Here is a 15,792-nt window from a genome sequence, read left to right as displayed (position 1 = left end):
TTATTTTGGTGGTTGTTCTGCTCCTGCTTTTTCAAACTGGACTATCAAGGCAATTAGTATTAATGTTACGCCTGTTACTATAAATCCGATTACCATATCAAACTGTAAGTAACTTGCAACGTTAATAAGAACTAAGCCAATTAAAAAAAGGATAGCTACAAGGTTATTACCTAGAAACTGTCCTATCACTTTTAATAAATTCAATTGTTTGTACCTCCTAGAATCCAAAATCATCACTCTGTAGCCAATCCAACAAAGCGTTATCAAATTCATAATGCATTGCCATCGTATAACCTGTTGTTAATGCCACAATTGGGTCAATCTTGTTTCTGTTAGTTTGTTTATCTAAAATAATGTTACCGTTGTTATCTGATTTAGTAATTGCATTGTTTATAGCAAGATTTAAGTTAGGGTTGCCATTATGCAGTATCAATTTCTCGAATACATCTAGTTTAAATTGTTTTAATGCAGGTGAAAGGTTCTTGTAGTTCTGAGCTACTTCAATTAAAGGATAATCTGTATCTGCTTCTAATTTTGCTACTAGAGAATTGGCTGACCACGGGTCATACATAATTCCTTTAACATTTAAGTTATTAGATTCTATATACTCTATTAACCACTCTATGATTTGCTCATAGTTAATGATTCCTGATTCAGTATTAGTTAATGTTGCCATATCCGTATCAATTAGCTTCATGTAATCTATCTTATCTCTTTGTGACTTCTCAGCTATAGAATGTTTGAATCCAAGGAAAATATGACTGTCTACAAAGTATTTTTTATCTTCTAGTGGGAATATAATTCCTACAGCACTCATATCATCCTGCCTACTAAGGTCAATTCCGAAATAAACATCTCTACCTGTAATATCTAACTCTGAATCTGTATAACAAGCTTCCCAATCTTGATGAGATATATAAGTCTCTTCACTAGATTGTCTCCATAGATTAAAGTTCTTAACTAAGATACCGTTTAAATCGTGTTTAGCTATTCCTTCATCTACTTCAGCTTGTAGGTTTCTCATTAATGTAGGTTTAAGTGATTCTACTTCTAATAGTGGATTAGATTTAATCCATGTATCAGGGTTATGAATCTCAGACTCTGAATCTTGTTCTGATACAAAGCAGAAATAGTTTTCATTAGTCTCTGTACCATCTAGTATTTTAGTAATGTACTTATATTCTTCAAACATAGGACCATTTAAATTAAATCCTGCTGTACTGATAATGATTAAGCTAGGATTGTTTAATAATACCTGTCCACGTCTTAATGTTTCATACATCTTCTTATCTTTAGCTTCATGGAATTCATCAATGATTGCGTAACTGAATTGATAACCTTCTAAGTTACTTGCTTCATTAGATACTGCTTTAATCTTACTTCTATCTCGTGTATTAATTATTTCTTTTTTAGATTCTGTAATCTTAGTCATATCTTTGATTGCAGGTGAGCTACCACGTAATACTTCTAACTGTGCTGTACACATTTCATACGCTATAGAAGCTTGTTCTCTACTATTAGCTGATAATCCTACTAATCTTTCCTTCACTGGTTCCTTACCTAGTAAATGTTCATATAATGAAAGACCCGAAACTAAGATTGTCTTCCCATTTTTTCTCGATAAACTTATATATCCCTTGGTAAATCTTCTATTGGATAAATCATCTTCCCATCCCATCAAACTTCCAACTATAAACCGTTGAAATGATGCTAATGGCATTTTCTTACCTGTTTTAGGGTCGGGTAGCATTGATATAAACTTAATAGCTTTATTAGCTTTCTCAACATCAAAGTGATACTTGAAAGCTTTGTTATTAAGGTCTCTCAGATGTCTCTCACAAGCCTGTATGTTCTTCTTACTAGTTAATAACTCACCTGATACTACTTTCTTAGCAAATTCTGTAGTGTAATCTCTTTGTTGTTTAGTCATCGTTTAAAAACTCCTCGAATGGGTCTTTAACTGATGATTCCTGTTTAGGTGTCATTATCTTCATACGTGAATCAATGTTAAGTCCTAACTTATTTGAGAGTGATAATAGCCTATCTGTTGCATCACGTTGTACTGTGTACTCACTTGATAGCTTAGTACCTCTCTCAGTCTCTGTTACAAGTCCGTGTTTGTTAATATGCTTAGTAGCTTGCACCCAGTTTGAATAGGTCTGACAATAAGCAACGACTAAACTTAAATCTAAGTCAGCTATTGGGAGTTCTTCTAGTAAAGTTGTGATACGTTTATACTCTTTCTTAGCTGTAGCATCTAAATAAGCAGGAGGAGTTTTCTGTAATGGTTTCAACTGCTGTAATTGCTCTTCAGTAGCTTTTAACTCTTCCTGAACCTCTTTAGTTCTTCTTGATTTCTGTTGGTCTAATGGTTTCTTGGGTCTAGCCAATAAGATTGCCTCCTTTATTATTTAATATGTAAAACTAAGTAGATGTATTTCCGTATAATAGGCGTATTTAGTAGGATAAAGTCCGAATATTTACCTTTTTAAATCAACATTTTCGAGAGATTAAGTTCACGCCGGTTTATATCCCTTGGGAGAGTAAGGCTGTAGCCATTGGTAGGGGCTTGCCATACTTTACTAATCATTCACCCAATTAACGTTCGGGTTCTATTCCCTGCCATATAATACCCGTGTTATTCTTCTATCTCGTATCTCCATCTACTCTTGAACTCTTCTAATGTAATCTGATTACTTCTTAACTTATCTTCATCTATTGCTTTCCTTGTATTACACTTGTCACAAGCTGATACTAGGTTATCTTGGTTGTATCTATCCTCATATGCATCTCTAACAGGTCTGTAATGGTCTACTAGAGTTGCCTTGGTGTACATACCATTGTGTAAGCAATACATGCATAAACCGTTATCACGTATAAGACATTGCTTCCTAATGGTTCTCCATCGTTGACTATTGTATGTTTGTCTTACTTCTTTATCATTATTAAATCTTTGTTTATCATATTTATTATTTTCTTCTTTATGTTTCTCACAATACTTTTCTGTAAATGAAATTAGATTAAAACAATTTACTTTATTACATTTCTTCTTTACCAAATTGATTCAACTTCTTTCTTTACATTTAAGTTTGTTTAACTTCTTATTGTTTAAATGAATTTGTTTATTGAAAACATAATCAATATTTTTTTCTCATTCATTATCTTTATATCTTTAATTGTTATTTCATTCTTCTCTAATTCTTCTATTACTTTATTTATCTGTTCATCAAAAGAACTTTGTTCTAACTTATTGTAATTAACTATTCTTGTTCTCATAAAGTATTAACTCCTTTATATACTTCAGTATTACTGTGTATTCATAACTGAGTATTATTAAGTGGTAGGTTTAATCTACCTTATGTATTAAGAGAAACCCTACTGAATTAACAGCAGGGAAAACTCTAGGAGAGGAGTTAGGTGGGATATGAAACCACCTGTTAAACATACTGTGCCTGCAATATACTTAACAGGGAGAACATTGTCTACCCTAACTATCTCTTATGTATACCTCTCAATTAAGAGAGGACATATATTCGAGGAGGTTTATATGACATGTCTGTATCACCAAACTATGTATAACCCACTTACAAGGTGGGAACCAAAGTTCCTATCCTTAGTGGGTAATGAGCTGTATCATTGGGAACATTCTCAAAGAGTTGTTCCGTAAGGTCATTGTTCTATTACTCGTACTGTCTATCAAACTCTTCTAGTTAAAACCCAGTATAATAACTATTGTTACGTGCTTTAGTTATATATGGTGTCTCATCTCTCCATGTAATAGTTATCTCATGCTCACCTATATAGTCATGTACATCTGATAACCTTTCATATGTTACTTGTGTACTCTCATTGCCTACTTCAAATGCTATATCTTTTATAGCTTGGAACATGTCCTTCTTCTTACCTAACTTCTCAAAGTGGGTATCTAAGAACTCATCTGATAGTAGATGTCCTTGACTGGTAACAAAGTTATACTCTTTACCTAGTACATCAACACATGTAGGATAGATAACGTATTCATTACCTGCTTTGTGTCCACCTAAATCTTTAATACAAATATACTTTGTGTCTATAATGTCCATGTTAACTCTCCTCATTGTACGGTATTAGTTCTATATACATTCCGTGTAATGGGTCTTCTACTATCCTGTATTCACTTTGATAGTTACCCCATACTTCTCTATCTTCACGTTTAATCTCTTCTATAGCCCGTTGTAGCTCTTCTATTCTTTCAGGTGACTTATCTACCTTATGTTCCATTAAAACCCTGCTATCATGAGCTCAGCTAGTTTAATATTAGCTTCTAGGTCATTTGCTCCTAAGGATTTAAAAGTACTTATTAGTTGTAGAGCATCAGGGTTCTCTTCTATTGATGCTTCAAATATTTGAACACATAACTCTTTATAATCCTCTTCATCTTCAATGTACTTATTTAATACGCTGTTTAATTCATCATCTAATTCTTTTTCATATTCTCTCATTGGGTAATCTCCTCTATTAATTGTTTTATAGTATTAAACTCCATACAGTTACAAGTCCATATATTGATAATCCTATTACTATTCCTACAATAGCTAAGATAATAATTACTGATAGGATATTAGCTAGTATGTCTATAAATTTATCCATTACTTCTCACCTTGCTCACTACTGATATAGATATTGTGGAAATGTCCACATGAATCACAAATGAAAAGGTGTGCTATTTCTTCACCTGGTATCTTATCAATCACTGTATTGTTACTTTGACAATCAGGACACCTGTTACCTTCATTGTTCATAGCTATCTCTCCTAGATTAGTTGTATGTAAAAAAGAGAACCCTTATTAGAGTCCTCAATGGTTTAGATATTGTTAATGTACAAATTATCATCATCTTCATGTATTAAACTGTTAGCAAATTCTTCATAGATTTGACCAAACTCATGTGCTTGTAAATAATCTTCCCCAAACGTATCATTTATACGCTGAATTATCTCTTGATGTTGTTTTCTTGTTAAATATTCTCTGTAATTATTCATTTCTGTTCTCACTCCTCCTTTATCTATTTTCTATTTGGTAGTGAAAACAGATTGGCTTATTCAATATGTATTTATATAAATATCATTCTGTAATGGTAATTAGATAAATACACACAAAAAGAAAGAGCCAAGTAACCTCTATGTACTCAGCTCTAACTATTTATATATAAAAAACAAAATAAAAGGAAATAAATTTCTGAAAGGAAAAATACAATGGTATTAGTATTTAATTTGAATATGGTAATGGCAGTAACCATAATCTTTGGTAGAGTGACAAGTTCCACCATTCAACATACTCTTATTAGAATATACTGAATGCTAGACTAGTTATATCTCTTCCACCTATAACTAATAGAACTATATACATATTTTTATCTATATTGACTCCTTTTATTTAATTATTTTTAATTATTATGTAAAAGAACCAAAACATAGCTCATATTTATCTATTTTTAACTATAATTAATAACCTATTTGAATAACTATAGTTTAATTATTGAAGATTAGAGTTATATTTATTATCTTTAAGAACAATAGTTATTATTTATCAGAATAAAAAAGAAAGAATACTAGGGTATCTGAATCAGTCAGAGCTTTAGCTCGACTTATTCAGTACCCAAAGCAAACGGAATGAAGGTGGGTGGTTTTCCCACCGTAATGGAAGTGCGCTAGGCTCTTGACCTTGAACTTCTAATAGTTATTGATAAGGTAATCTGTTGTTTAATCTATTCAAGTTCAAGACCTATCGAACATTAACTTTACTTCAGGCTAAAGCCTTCAGAAAGATTAGATGTTCTCTGAGGACAATAGTCTCATCAGTAAACTGATTCGATATATGTCCTAGTATCATTTTTTTATTATTTATCTTGATTAAAAGAATAATTATTATCAGTTATCAATTGTTTTAATACTAATTTCTTTCAGTATATAAAGATTAGGAATATGTATAACAGGTTACTATAAGTAGAGAATAGGTTAAAATCACCCTTCAGACTTACTCCCCCAACTGATTCAAGGATTCAGGGAGGTTCCGTCAGTTACACCGCATAAGGGGTAAAGGTTCCGTCAGTTACACCGCATGGAAGAAAGGTGACTAAAAGGTTAATTATAGTTTTGTTTCCTAATAGAGTTTTGTTGTCCCATACTATGAGTATAATGCATGGGACAGAAAAACTACCCCCCATTAAAACTATTGATATGACAGGCTTTGTCCTTATTTTCAGCTATAGTTTATTCATAGTTTTGACCCATTGGGACAGAGAAAAACTCAAAACTATAGATAATGCATGTCCCAACAAAACTCCATTCTAATCACATTAACTATCATCAGGATAAATAACATTACTATAGGAAGGAACACGTTTAAAACCCACTTTAAATGCGTTGTACGGTGTGTTAGAGGTGGATGATGATTACATTTATATAGTAGGGAGAAAAAAGTTTTTAACTGCATGACAAACATTTACATTGAGCTTCCTTATAGTAATTGAAGAGATTTAAAAAGTTTTGAGAGAAACCCACGATTTTCCGTCTCAACTTCCTTATAGTATATGTAGAGAGGTATAAAAAGTTTTAATGGGTTACGTCCGAAAATGTAACTCAGCTGTCTTATATATATTGAAGAGGTAAATAAAGTTTAAGGTGTTACTTATGGATTCACCTCGAGCTCCCTTATAGTAATTGAAGAGGTAAATAAAAAAGTTTTAATTGTTACTTGTGAAATTACATTCAGCTCCCTTATATAAAATGAGAGGGTATGGTTCAGAATGTAACTCAGTTCTCTTATAGTAGATGTAGAGAGGTATTAAAAAAGTTTTGAGAGTTACTTTACAATTCCGTTCGAGCTTCCTTATAGGTAATGAGGGAGTAAATATATTTTCAAAACATACGAAACTTTTACACTCAAATCCCTTATAGTAGATAGGAAGGTAAAAAAGTTTTTAAATTACCCTCGAAAATGCAAGCCAGCTTCCTTATATAGAGTGTAGGGAGAAAAGTTTTAATAGTATGGTTCAAATTCATCTCCACCTCCCTTATAGTAAATGAGAGGTAAATAAAGTTTTACAGTTTTAACACACAAAGTATCAAAAAAGGAACACAGTAACATTAGGTATAAGTAAGGAAAAGAAATAATTATAATAAGAGTAGCCGATAACAAGTAAAAATATGTACATTGTTCTATTAGGTATATATAAGGAAAGGGTTAATATTTTTTTAACTATACAGTGTAAACAATTACTTAGTAAAAGGAGTTAACAATAATGAATAGAAATGAGAGGTTGAGACAAGAGTTCAAGAAATTCTTGGAAACACATTTCAAGCCTAGAGTAGGAATGATAGCAGAACACATTGGCATGAATTACACAATGATTCAAGATTGGAAAGTTGCTAGAAGAGATTTAAATGATACATCACTAGATAAGATAGAGAAGTTCTTAAAACAATATAGGAAGTAATGAGTCACTTGATAATAATCAGGTGGCTTTTTAAATACAAAAAATTAAACAGAGGATGGTAAACAATTATGAAAAACAATATCAAAGTAGAAGAATGGTTAGGTAATGAAATTAGATTCGTAGAAGTTAATGGAGAATGGTGGGCTGTAGCAGGAGATGTTGCTAAGGCTTTAGATTATGAGCATGCACCACATATGATACGTATGATTGATAAGGAAGATGTGGGTACCCACATTGTGGACAGCACCTCTAAAAGTAAATATGCTAGGAAAACACAAAAGGTTAATGTTATTTCAGAGTTCGGAATATATGAAGCAATATTTAATAGTCGTAAACCTGAGGCTAAAGAGTTTAAGAAATGGGTTAAACAAGTAATCAAGTCATTACGTGAATCAGTTGGATTAGAACAATATGAAGTATTCCGAATGATGGATAAACAGATTCAGAAAGAAGCTAATAGATTTATTCATGAGAACATGGATAAAACAGATGATGTTTCCCAAATGAAATTAAATGCAGTAGCAAATAAAGCAGTGTCAAATAACTTTGGAATCACTCCTAGTATTAAGAAAGCTGAAATGACTCCTGAGATGTTAGTAGCTAGACAACCAATACTAAATGATACAGCTGAGTTAATGGTAGCTAATGAAAAATATGGTTTAGGATTATCAGTAAGTAAAACAATTTATGATAAGCATTGTAAATAAACAAGGAGCTTCGGCTCCTATACATATCAAATAGAAAAGGATGATTTAACAATGGAAGAACATTTTAATAAAGCAAATCAAGTTATAGAGGACATTCAGAAAGTAACAGATAGAATTAAAGAAGTTATGGCTCAAGTAGAAAAAAATAAAAAACTTTAGCAATCTTGCCTTACATTTTGAACCGTTTATAATATACTAATCAGAGAGATAAAAAAACACACTACTTAGTAGGATAAAGTAACAAATTTTATAAAAAGGGTCACTTGCTCGATGTGATTGCTATATTAGATAGTGTAAGAAGATAAAACACAGAGAGGATAACCCAAAATGAATAATAGTTTATTAGTTGCTATTGGATTATTACTAATTGCATCTATCTCAGTAGGAATAGCCAGTGTAATATCAGCACCTGCAATCATAATTTACTTAGTAGGTTTAATAATTTGGCTATTTGGAATTGAAATCTACTACAAAGTTAAATGTCGAATCAGTCAAAATAAGCAAAGTCAACAATAATTAAAAAATAATGTTTACTTATTACACTTTAAGGGTATATAGTTATATATTCTTTTGAAATGAAGTTCTTTAGACTGTAAATGTATGGTATAATGTTATTACAGATAAGAAACAGACATGTAAAAGATGATAAAAAACAGCAAGTACATGTTACAATGTATTTAACAGCTCAGGAGAGCATTTCTTTTTTACCTTTAGGATGACTAGCTAGTCAAAATCATTAAGGAGGTTATCAATTATGGCTTTGAAACCACATGACACACAAGCAAGAGCCACTTATAAAATATTCTCAACTTGGTATGAGGATGCTATGCACCCTAACTTGAGACTAGTGGCAGAACGTATTGGAATTTCATACGGAACATTGAAGAACTTTAATTCAGGTATGAACACATCGCAAAAGAATATATATCTGATAAATCAATTCTTAGAAAAGCAAGGATACAAAATAAAAGAACACGCATAAGGCAGAAAGGATAATGTACATGGTAGACTACACACAAGAACTACGGGATAAAGATAATACAGAATCAGTTAAGATTAGACGGGAAGTAAACACTCAGACAGGTGAAATTAGAAACAAAGACCCGAAATACATTGACTATGATGTGTACTTAGAGAAGAAAACAAAACGGTATGACAGACCAACAGTAGATAAGGAAGAGAGGTTTTTCAATTTGGTAGCAGAATTTCAAACAAGTTTAAAAGAAAAATATAACGTATCATTTGAAGACCTTGGAAAATTACTTCACTTATTTACTTACACAAGCTACAGAGATTTAGAAAGCAAGAAGTTATATCTTAAAGATGGCAAACATGCATTTGATAATAAAAAGTTAGCTAAGGTACTAAAATTAACAGATACACAAATTAAGAAGTTTAAAGCTAGAATGAAAGAAAAAGGGATTATGTTTACAGATAAAACAGGAATCTACTTCACAGATGAGTTAGTAATTCGTGGAGAAATGTTCCCAAAAGAAAAACGTAACCTAAACTTCTATACAGTGTATGACCATCCAATCAGAGAGCTATATAACATGTTTGCTGTAGAGGGTGACACTAAGAGTGTAAAACCTTTAGGAGTATTGTTAACGTTGATTCCATTCATTAAAAAGTTAACAAACCAAGATAGAGGATTAAACAGAGAAGCATCAAATAATATGTTGGTGATGACTGAGTGGAATGAAAAAGCTCAACGTTACGAACCAATTTCATTAACTAGAGTGGCAGAAATGATAGGCGTAAGTAAGAAGACATTAATAAAGGACATCAAGACACTTAATGAATTTACAAAAAAAGAGACTGGGGAGTTTCTAGTTTATAAATACCAAAGTAGCCTGATGCCCGTAGGTTTTAAATTTAAGCACACAACAGAAGCTATAGTTATCAATCCAAAATATACGTATAGCCAAGATAAGAACAATAGTAATTATCACAATCTGATTAGTGCTATTGAGAATATCAGCAGTAACAATAATGTTATCAATTTAAATGATTACAAATAGGTTTATTGGTAGTAAATCTATCTAATCGAAGTTTCTCAATGTTGTTAGTTAATTTTATATTCGAGTATATAATACAGTATTTTATATAAGAAAGTCAACAAAAGGATTTGGGATTTGATTCCCTTCCTTTGCTTTCTTACTAAATTATATCATACATGGATAGACTTATCCAGTATAAATAATAACACAAGAAACTTCTCAAGTATATAAAAATAAAACTGAGGAGCAATTTATAATGACAAATACAATTAAGAAATATCAATTAGAAGAAATGGTACAAGCAGGAGTAATTAAGCAGTTTGAAGAATCGGATAGACAAATCTATTACGTGAGTAAGTATGGAAACTTCTATTCACAAAGTAAGAGTAATCCTGAGAAGATTAAACAAATGAAGTTATCACCTTGTGGTCAGGGGTACCTTAGAGCACACATAAATAATAAGATGGTCAAACCACATATCGTAGTAGCAGAAACGTTTATTAGAAAGCGTGATAGAGCTAAAGGAGAAGTTATAAATCATTTGGATGGTTGTCGTGAGAACTGTAACATTGAGAATTTGGAAGTAACAACGCAAAGTTTAAACGTAAAGCATTCATATGAAAGTAAGAAAGAAAGACGTAGATTGACATTTGAAAAAGCAGAACGTATTAGAGAGTTATATCAAGTAGAAGGATTAAGCTTTAATGCATTAGCAAGAATGATGGACTGTTCAGCAACATCAGTAAAACAAGTTATAGAAGGTAGAACTTTTAACAATAAATTTAAAAAATCATAATCTTCCACTAATAACATTATATCAAAATCAAAATCGGAATTCAATATAAAAAACTATAAAATGAAAAGGACTAATTAAAATTATGAAAACAAATACAAAAGGCAACAACAACCAAAACATTAACGAGCTATTCAACTACCACTTTGAGAAAGAAGTAAAAGAAGTAAAAGGTTCTAATGCTACTATCGGCTCAAAGATTAAACTTAAAGGGTTAGAATTCGATGCAACTGCTGAACAAAAGGATTTAGGAATTCACTTTAAATCAGTTAAGAAACGTTACTCAGTGTCAATGGAAGCTCATGACTCAGAGGACTTAGTACAAGAATATGCGGGACTATTTTTATTCGTAGCACAAGAGTTAGAAATCCTAGAACCAATTGAAGAGTTGTTAGCTAATCCTGACATCTACAAACAACGTATTAGATTCATTAAAGACGGAGTAGCTCGTGAGATGTATAACGTTGCCTACCCTGACAAACAACGTGTTAAAACTGCTGATGGTTATAAACACATTGACACTAACACTGTTAGTTATGATGTAGAGATTGGTGAAGGTGATGAAGCTACAAGTATGCTTAGCTTGATTGGTGAAGACCAAAACATCTTTAGCTCTAAACAAGACTCAACTCATAACCATTTCATTCAATGGTTTTTACAAAATAAAAATTCAATTCTTACTAAGAAACAATTAGAAACATATGAAACACTTAGTGAAATCTACATTCCTAAGACTGGAAACACTACAGAGGATAATGAAACTAGAAAACAAATGTTAGAGGAAGCTGGCTTAAATAACCGTAATATGAAATTATTATTCAAACGTATCAAAGAAAGAGTTATAGAAGCTTATAAAGAAGAACACAAAGGTAAATGGCATCCAGTGAACTTTAAATCACAGAAAGCTATTGAAGCAATGTTTAATGAATATGTAGAGTCAGCAGACTTCACAGGTTGGAAGACACAAGAAGCTAGACAAGAAGAACTATGTGGAATCATTCAAGAGCACTATGAAAACTCAGAAGAGTTTGAGTTAGTTGTTACAGAAAAATTAACACTAGAAGAGAAGAAAGAAGTAGTAAGAGCTGTGAGAGGTACAGAGCTTGCTTCTAATAAAGTATTAAGAAAGATTAACACTAACATTAAAAAAGCTGTTGCAAAACGTGTACCATTAGAAATAGAAGCTAGTTACCCGGAATTTGAATACAATGAGAACCCATTCAGTGGAATCTCTAAACTAGAAGGAACAGACTTATTAGTTACTCCTGCTGGTTCAGTAGTAGCTAAAAATGTTATTAACATAGAAGAAGCATAAAAAAAGAGCTCTAGGTCATCCTAGGGCTCATATACATATTATTTAATTTTAGGTGCACCTTGTTTCTTAGTTTCATCTTTAATTGAATCAAACCATTCATTAATCTCTTCTACAGTGTTACCTGAATCTGTAGACATGAAACTAATTTCTTTGCCACGATTATCCTGAGTGATTCCATATGTCACACCATCATTAGTAAATCTGTAGGCATTATGATATATCTTACTTTTAACAGTACCTACATTGTATCTCTTGTGTTCTGTATCAGGAATGAGCCCTTCTTGAGCTTCATAGTTATTTAAGAATGATTGAATTGCAAAGTTTACAATTTTACTCTTAACACCTTTTGATAATACTCTGCCTTTATTAATTTCTTCCTTACTCATACCTTTAGTAAGTTCTGAGTTGAGTCCGTTAGTTGCTTCAATATGTGCTACTAGGTCTTCAAGTTTATCTAAAGTATCATCTGAGATTAAGTAAGTTGAACGTGTATGAGTGTCCCCTATTATAGAACTGTTCTGACGTTTGTCAGCATAATCTTTTAGTTCTTCTTTAATTGTTTGTTTATCTGTAGTTGTTATTTCTTGTGTTGGAACATCTTCATATCCCTCATCAAATTTAACCATGCTACTACACCTCTCCACTTAATTTTTTAATTGCTTGTTTTAATTTATTAGATTTACCACTGTATACAAGTAACTTATCTTCAGCTATTTGATTAGTAATCTCTATTGAATCGGGTAAAGGTTTAACTAGTCTTACATAGTCTTTACCTGATAGATACTCTTTTAATTCCCCTAGTACGTTATTAAATAGCTTAGAACGTTTCACATATCTATTAGGAGCTATGATTATTTCAGTGTTAGTATTCAGCTTCCTTACCTGCCCTACTACGTTCATTAAGTTAGCAGAACTATAACTATCTAATATTGAAGGAATAACCACAACATCAGAACTTACTATAGCTGATTGAACTGTAGATAGATTACTGGAAGCTGGTGTATCAATAAAAATGTAATCATACTGAGAATATATTTCTTGGAACAGTTTCTTTAGTTCTAACTTATCAGCATTAATTCCAGTTGCTTTTAAACTCCCTGGAATGTAATCAATGTTATTAAATTTTGATTCTTTAATAGCATCTTTAATATTAACCTTGTGAGTTAGTACATCATATATAGTGTGTTCATCTCTAACTAATTCTTTCTGTAATGTACTAGTAGAGTTACGTTGTTCATCAATATCTATATACAAACATTTATGCTTAAGAGCTTTATAAGCACACACATTTAGGGATATAGATGTCTTCCCTACCCCGCCTTTTTTATAATGGAACACTACTGTTTTCATTGTATTTGTGCCCTCCCTATCGTTATTAATAAAGTAATAATACCATACAATATGAGAGTATTCAATACATAACATATATCAGTATTAACCGTAATGAATATATAAGTATTAAACAAATTTCATAATTGAGTATTATTTTTGTTGACGTGATTTTTATACTATGGTATATTTAGTACAAGTTAAAAAACAGCACAGCAAAACGTGTTAAAATAAAAACAAAGGTGGAAATTAAAATGAGAAACATTAAAAAATTTGCAAAAGACTTTAACATGGAATATACGGAAGATAACGGTTATGTATACGTAAAATTCAACAACGTGAAGTTCTCAATCAGAAGAAAAGGAAGTACAAGTGGTACATCATGGAGTGGTCAAAGATTCGGCTCACCAAAAGGCTACAGCGTATCTAATTCAGAACAACGTTATTCAGAAGAAACAACAACTCAAAAAGATGTTATAGCTGAAATTGTTCAAGTTTTAAGAGTTACAAATAATGCAACAGATGTTGAAATGAAAGAGTTAAATGAATATCTTTATAACTTACAATATAAATAAAAACTAAATAATAAACTAGGAGGAATTAAAATGTTAACATTTAAATATAAAGGGTACGATTTCAGAATGGCAGATTGGAACACAGACGATTTCAGTGATAACGTTAAAGGATTAGTGGAAGTTGATACAGAGTTAGGTTGGATTGAAATTATCGAGTACAAAGGTTTTGAGGGCAAAGACACGTTAACGTTACTAGATGATAATGAAATAACAAGACAATACATTGAATTTGATTACTTTGTATTCAATGAAAGACATGTACTAAATTTCATCAAAGACCATGAGCATAAAGTAATGGAACTTATTAAAGAAGAAGTAGGTGCTTAGACATGGATAATCAATCACTTATAATAGAACACCTTAATAAATTAATTGAGATAATGAGAGCAACTCCAGACACAAGAACTAAAGATATGCTTGATAGAGAAATCAAAAAATTTGCTAAGGACTTTAATATTAATCTTTAGAGAATGTAGGGCTGATACTAGCCCTCATATATTTTTATTAAATTAAAGTAATACTCAAGTATTTAATGGAGGTAATACTAATGGGAATAACTAAAAAGGACTTATTTATAGGATTTGGAGCAGTTGCTAGCATATGGATTTATGGGATTATTGACCTTTATATTTATTGGTCTAGTATTTAATAGCATTGTAAGATAGAATAAATTATATAATATACGGAGGAAAATAAAATGAAAAAATTAAACTTATTATTAACGGGAGTACTATCAGCAACATTATTATTGGGAGCATGTGGGAATGACGATAGTAAATCTGAATCACAGGATAAGAAAACTGAATCAGTTGAGAAGAAAAAAGAAGCACCTAAGAAGTCTGAAGATAAAAAAGATACAGATAAGCAAGATACAGCCCAAGAGACTAAGGCTACTCAAGAACCATCTACAAATGAACCAACTACTCAAGAATCAGTAGAGCAACCTACAGCTCAAGAGGAGCCTGCTCCTGTAGAGCAACAAGAAGAACCTAACATGCCTGAGTTAGACCCTGAGAAAAACTTTGACCCACATGGAGGAGAAATACCTAATGAAGGTTATAGTGATGAAGAGTTAAAAGCTTTAGAGGGTGGAACTGATGCAGGAAGCACTGATAAGATGGAAGAGTTTTACCAACAAGAACGTGCTAAAGATTTAGCTAAAGAAGCTGAATCTGAGCCTTCTGAATGGGTTAAAGGTCAAGATGAATGGAATAATGCAAGTGAATCAGAAAGAGTTGAGATGCAAAAAGAGAGCGCTAGATTAAATGGTGAAGAGTATGACCCTGAAGATTTTGAAGTAGAATAGTATTAAATTGACCTCAATTAATTTTGAGGTCTTTTTTATTTGCCTATAAAACTTGGATTTCATTATACAAAATTTATACAGATTTAGAGTATGAAAAAATTTATGAAAACGTACCAAATCAACGTTTGTATATTTTTTGTATAAAGTGTAATTATTACCCAATTGCTATAAGTATTGATATGAAGGTATTACTTTATCATGTTAAAGTTTACATAATGCACAATATGTACAGTAAACTGTATATCAATGTATAAAATGTTTATTTACACAATTAATAGGTATTTCTTTTAA

Annotated in this window: 22 protein-coding genes; 10 read left to right on the top strand and 12 right to left on the bottom strand. The window is 31.5% G+C overall.

The window, feature by feature from the left end; translation table 11 throughout:
• From BK821_RS12365 to BK821_RS13515, 10 genes are all read right to left on the bottom strand, one after another.
• Positions 1 to 204, bottom strand: a complete 204-nt coding sequence (locus tag BK821_RS12365) for a hypothetical protein (RefSeq protein WP_083390178.1) — start codon at positions 202 to 204, stop codon at positions 1 to 3.
• Positions 205 to 217: 13 nt separating this feature from the next.
• Positions 218 to 1,930 carry a terminase large subunit gene (locus BK821_RS12360; RefSeq protein WP_071331775.1) on the bottom strand — a complete coding sequence of 571 codons (1,713 nt, stop codon included), beginning with the start codon at positions 1,928 to 1,930 and terminating at the stop codon, positions 218 to 220.
• Positions 1,923 to 2,390, bottom strand: a complete 468-nt coding sequence (locus tag BK821_RS12355; RefSeq protein ID WP_071331774.1) for a phage terminase small subunit P27 family — start codon at positions 2,388 to 2,390, stop codon at positions 1,923 to 1,925. Before BK821_RS12355 ends, BK821_RS12360 begins: the two co-directional genes overlap by 8 nt.
• Positions 2,391 to 2,638: 248 nt before the next feature.
• Entirely contained in the window at positions 2,639 to 3,058 is a 420-nt protein-coding gene (locus BK821_RS12350; protein ID WP_071331773.1) for an HNH endonuclease, read from the bottom strand.
• A 50-nt stretch (positions 3,059 to 3,108) separates the two neighbouring features.
• Complete coding sequence (locus tag BK821_RS13530) at positions 3,109 to 3,276, bottom strand: hypothetical protein (protein ID WP_177165140.1); 168 nt, start codon at positions 3,274 to 3,276, stop codon at positions 3,109 to 3,111.
• 434 nt (positions 3,277 to 3,710) lie between these two features.
• Positions 3,711 to 4,082, bottom strand: coding sequence for a hypothetical protein (locus BK821_RS12340; RefSeq protein ID WP_071331771.1), 372 nt, complete (start codon positions 4,080 to 4,082; stop codon positions 3,711 to 3,713).
• A 1-nt stretch (position 4,083) separates the two neighbouring features.
• Positions 4,084 to 4,260, bottom strand: coding sequence for a hypothetical protein (locus tag BK821_RS13525; protein ID WP_177165139.1), 177 nt, complete (start codon positions 4,258 to 4,260; stop codon positions 4,084 to 4,086).
• Positions 4,260 to 4,481: a hypothetical protein gene (locus BK821_RS12335; RefSeq protein WP_071331770.1), complete on the bottom strand. Its 222-nt coding sequence runs from the start codon at positions 4,479 to 4,481 to the stop codon at positions 4,260 to 4,262. Before BK821_RS12335 ends, BK821_RS13525 begins: the two co-directional genes overlap by 1 nt.
• A 147-nt stretch (positions 4,482 to 4,628) precedes the next feature.
• Positions 4,629 to 4,781: a hypothetical protein gene (locus BK821_RS13520; RefSeq protein ID WP_177165138.1), complete on the bottom strand. Its 153-nt coding sequence runs from the start codon at positions 4,779 to 4,781 to the stop codon at positions 4,629 to 4,631.
• 62 nt (positions 4,782 to 4,843) lie between these two features.
• Positions 4,844 to 5,020, bottom strand: coding sequence for a hypothetical protein (locus BK821_RS13515; protein ID WP_177165137.1), 177 nt, complete (start codon positions 5,018 to 5,020; stop codon positions 4,844 to 4,846).
• Positions 5,021 to 7,281: 2,261 nt separating this feature from the next.
• On the opposite strand from BK821_RS13515, the gene BK821_RS12330 reads away from it, so the two are divergent.
• The 6 genes from BK821_RS12330 (at position 7,282) to BK821_RS13665 (ending at position 12,291) form a co-directional block, all read left to right on the top strand.
• Entirely contained in the window at positions 7,282 to 7,476 is a 195-nt protein-coding gene (locus tag BK821_RS12330; RefSeq protein ID WP_071331769.1) for a hypothetical protein, read from the top strand.
• A 68-nt stretch (positions 7,477 to 7,544) separates the two neighbouring features.
• The gene (locus BK821_RS12325) at positions 7,545 to 8,183 is read left to right on the top strand and encodes a BRO-N domain-containing protein (protein WP_083390177.1); all 639 of its coding nucleotides are present in this window, start codon (positions 7,545 to 7,547) and stop codon (positions 8,181 to 8,183) included.
• A gap of 754 nt (positions 8,184 to 8,937) precedes the next feature.
• Positions 8,938 to 9,165: a hypothetical protein gene (locus BK821_RS12315; protein ID WP_071331767.1), complete on the top strand. Its 228-nt coding sequence runs from the start codon at positions 8,938 to 8,940 to the stop codon at positions 9,163 to 9,165.
• A gap of 19 nt (positions 9,166 to 9,184) precedes the next feature.
• Positions 9,185 to 10,204 (top strand): helix-turn-helix domain-containing protein, encoded by a 1,020-nt coding sequence (locus tag BK821_RS12310; protein WP_071331766.1) that lies wholly within the window; start codon positions 9,185 to 9,187, stop codon positions 10,202 to 10,204.
• Between the two features lie 235 nt (positions 10,205 to 10,439).
• Positions 10,440 to 10,979: an HNH endonuclease gene (locus BK821_RS12305; RefSeq protein WP_071331765.1), complete on the top strand. Its 540-nt coding sequence runs from the start codon at positions 10,440 to 10,442 to the stop codon at positions 10,977 to 10,979.
• 82 nt (positions 10,980 to 11,061) lie between these two features.
• A complete protein-coding gene (locus tag BK821_RS13665; RefSeq protein ID WP_256201636.1) occupies positions 11,062 to 12,291 on the top strand; it encodes a hypothetical protein in 1,230 nt (409 codons plus the stop codon).
• Positions 12,292 to 12,329: 38 nt separating this feature from the next.
• Here the strand turns inward: BK821_RS13665 and BK821_RS12295 are convergent, their stop codons facing one another.
• Positions 12,330 to 12,917, bottom strand: coding sequence for a hypothetical protein (locus BK821_RS12295; RefSeq protein WP_071331764.1), 588 nt, complete (start codon positions 12,915 to 12,917; stop codon positions 12,330 to 12,332).
• 4 nt (positions 12,918 to 12,921) lie between these two features.
• Positions 12,922 to 13,641 (bottom strand): ParA family protein, encoded by a 720-nt coding sequence (locus BK821_RS12290; protein WP_071331763.1) that lies wholly within the window; start codon positions 13,639 to 13,641, stop codon positions 12,922 to 12,924.
• Between the two features lie 233 nt (positions 13,642 to 13,874).
• Between BK821_RS12290 and BK821_RS12285 the strand changes: the two genes are divergently transcribed.
• The 4 genes from BK821_RS12285 to BK821_RS12275 all read left to right on the top strand — a co-directional run bounded on the left by BK821_RS12285 (position 13,875) and on the right by BK821_RS12275 (position 15,501).
• Complete coding sequence (locus BK821_RS12285; RefSeq protein ID WP_071331762.1) at positions 13,875 to 14,195, top strand: hypothetical protein; 321 nt, start codon at positions 13,875 to 13,877, stop codon at positions 14,193 to 14,195.
• A 30-nt stretch (positions 14,196 to 14,225) separates the two neighbouring features.
• Positions 14,226 to 14,522, top strand: a complete 297-nt coding sequence (locus BK821_RS12280; RefSeq protein WP_071331761.1) for a hypothetical protein — start codon at positions 14,226 to 14,228, stop codon at positions 14,520 to 14,522.
• 2 nt (positions 14,523 to 14,524) lie between these two features.
• A complete protein-coding gene (locus BK821_RS13510; protein ID WP_177165136.1) occupies positions 14,525 to 14,662 on the top strand; it encodes a hypothetical protein in 138 nt (45 codons plus the stop codon).
• 230 nt (positions 14,663 to 14,892) lie between these two features.
• The gene (locus BK821_RS12275; protein WP_071331760.1) at positions 14,893 to 15,501 is read left to right on the top strand and encodes a hypothetical protein; all 609 of its coding nucleotides are present in this window, start codon (positions 14,893 to 14,895) and stop codon (positions 15,499 to 15,501) included.
• Positions 15,502 to 15,792 lie beyond the last annotated feature (291 nt).

Origin of the sequence: Staphylococcus sp. LCT-H4 (assembly GCF_001866145.1) — a bacterium.
Taxonomy (GTDB): domain Bacteria; phylum Bacillota; class Bacilli; order Staphylococcales; family Staphylococcaceae; genus Staphylococcus; species Staphylococcus succinus.
This window is presented reverse-complemented; position numbering and strand designations above follow the sequence as displayed.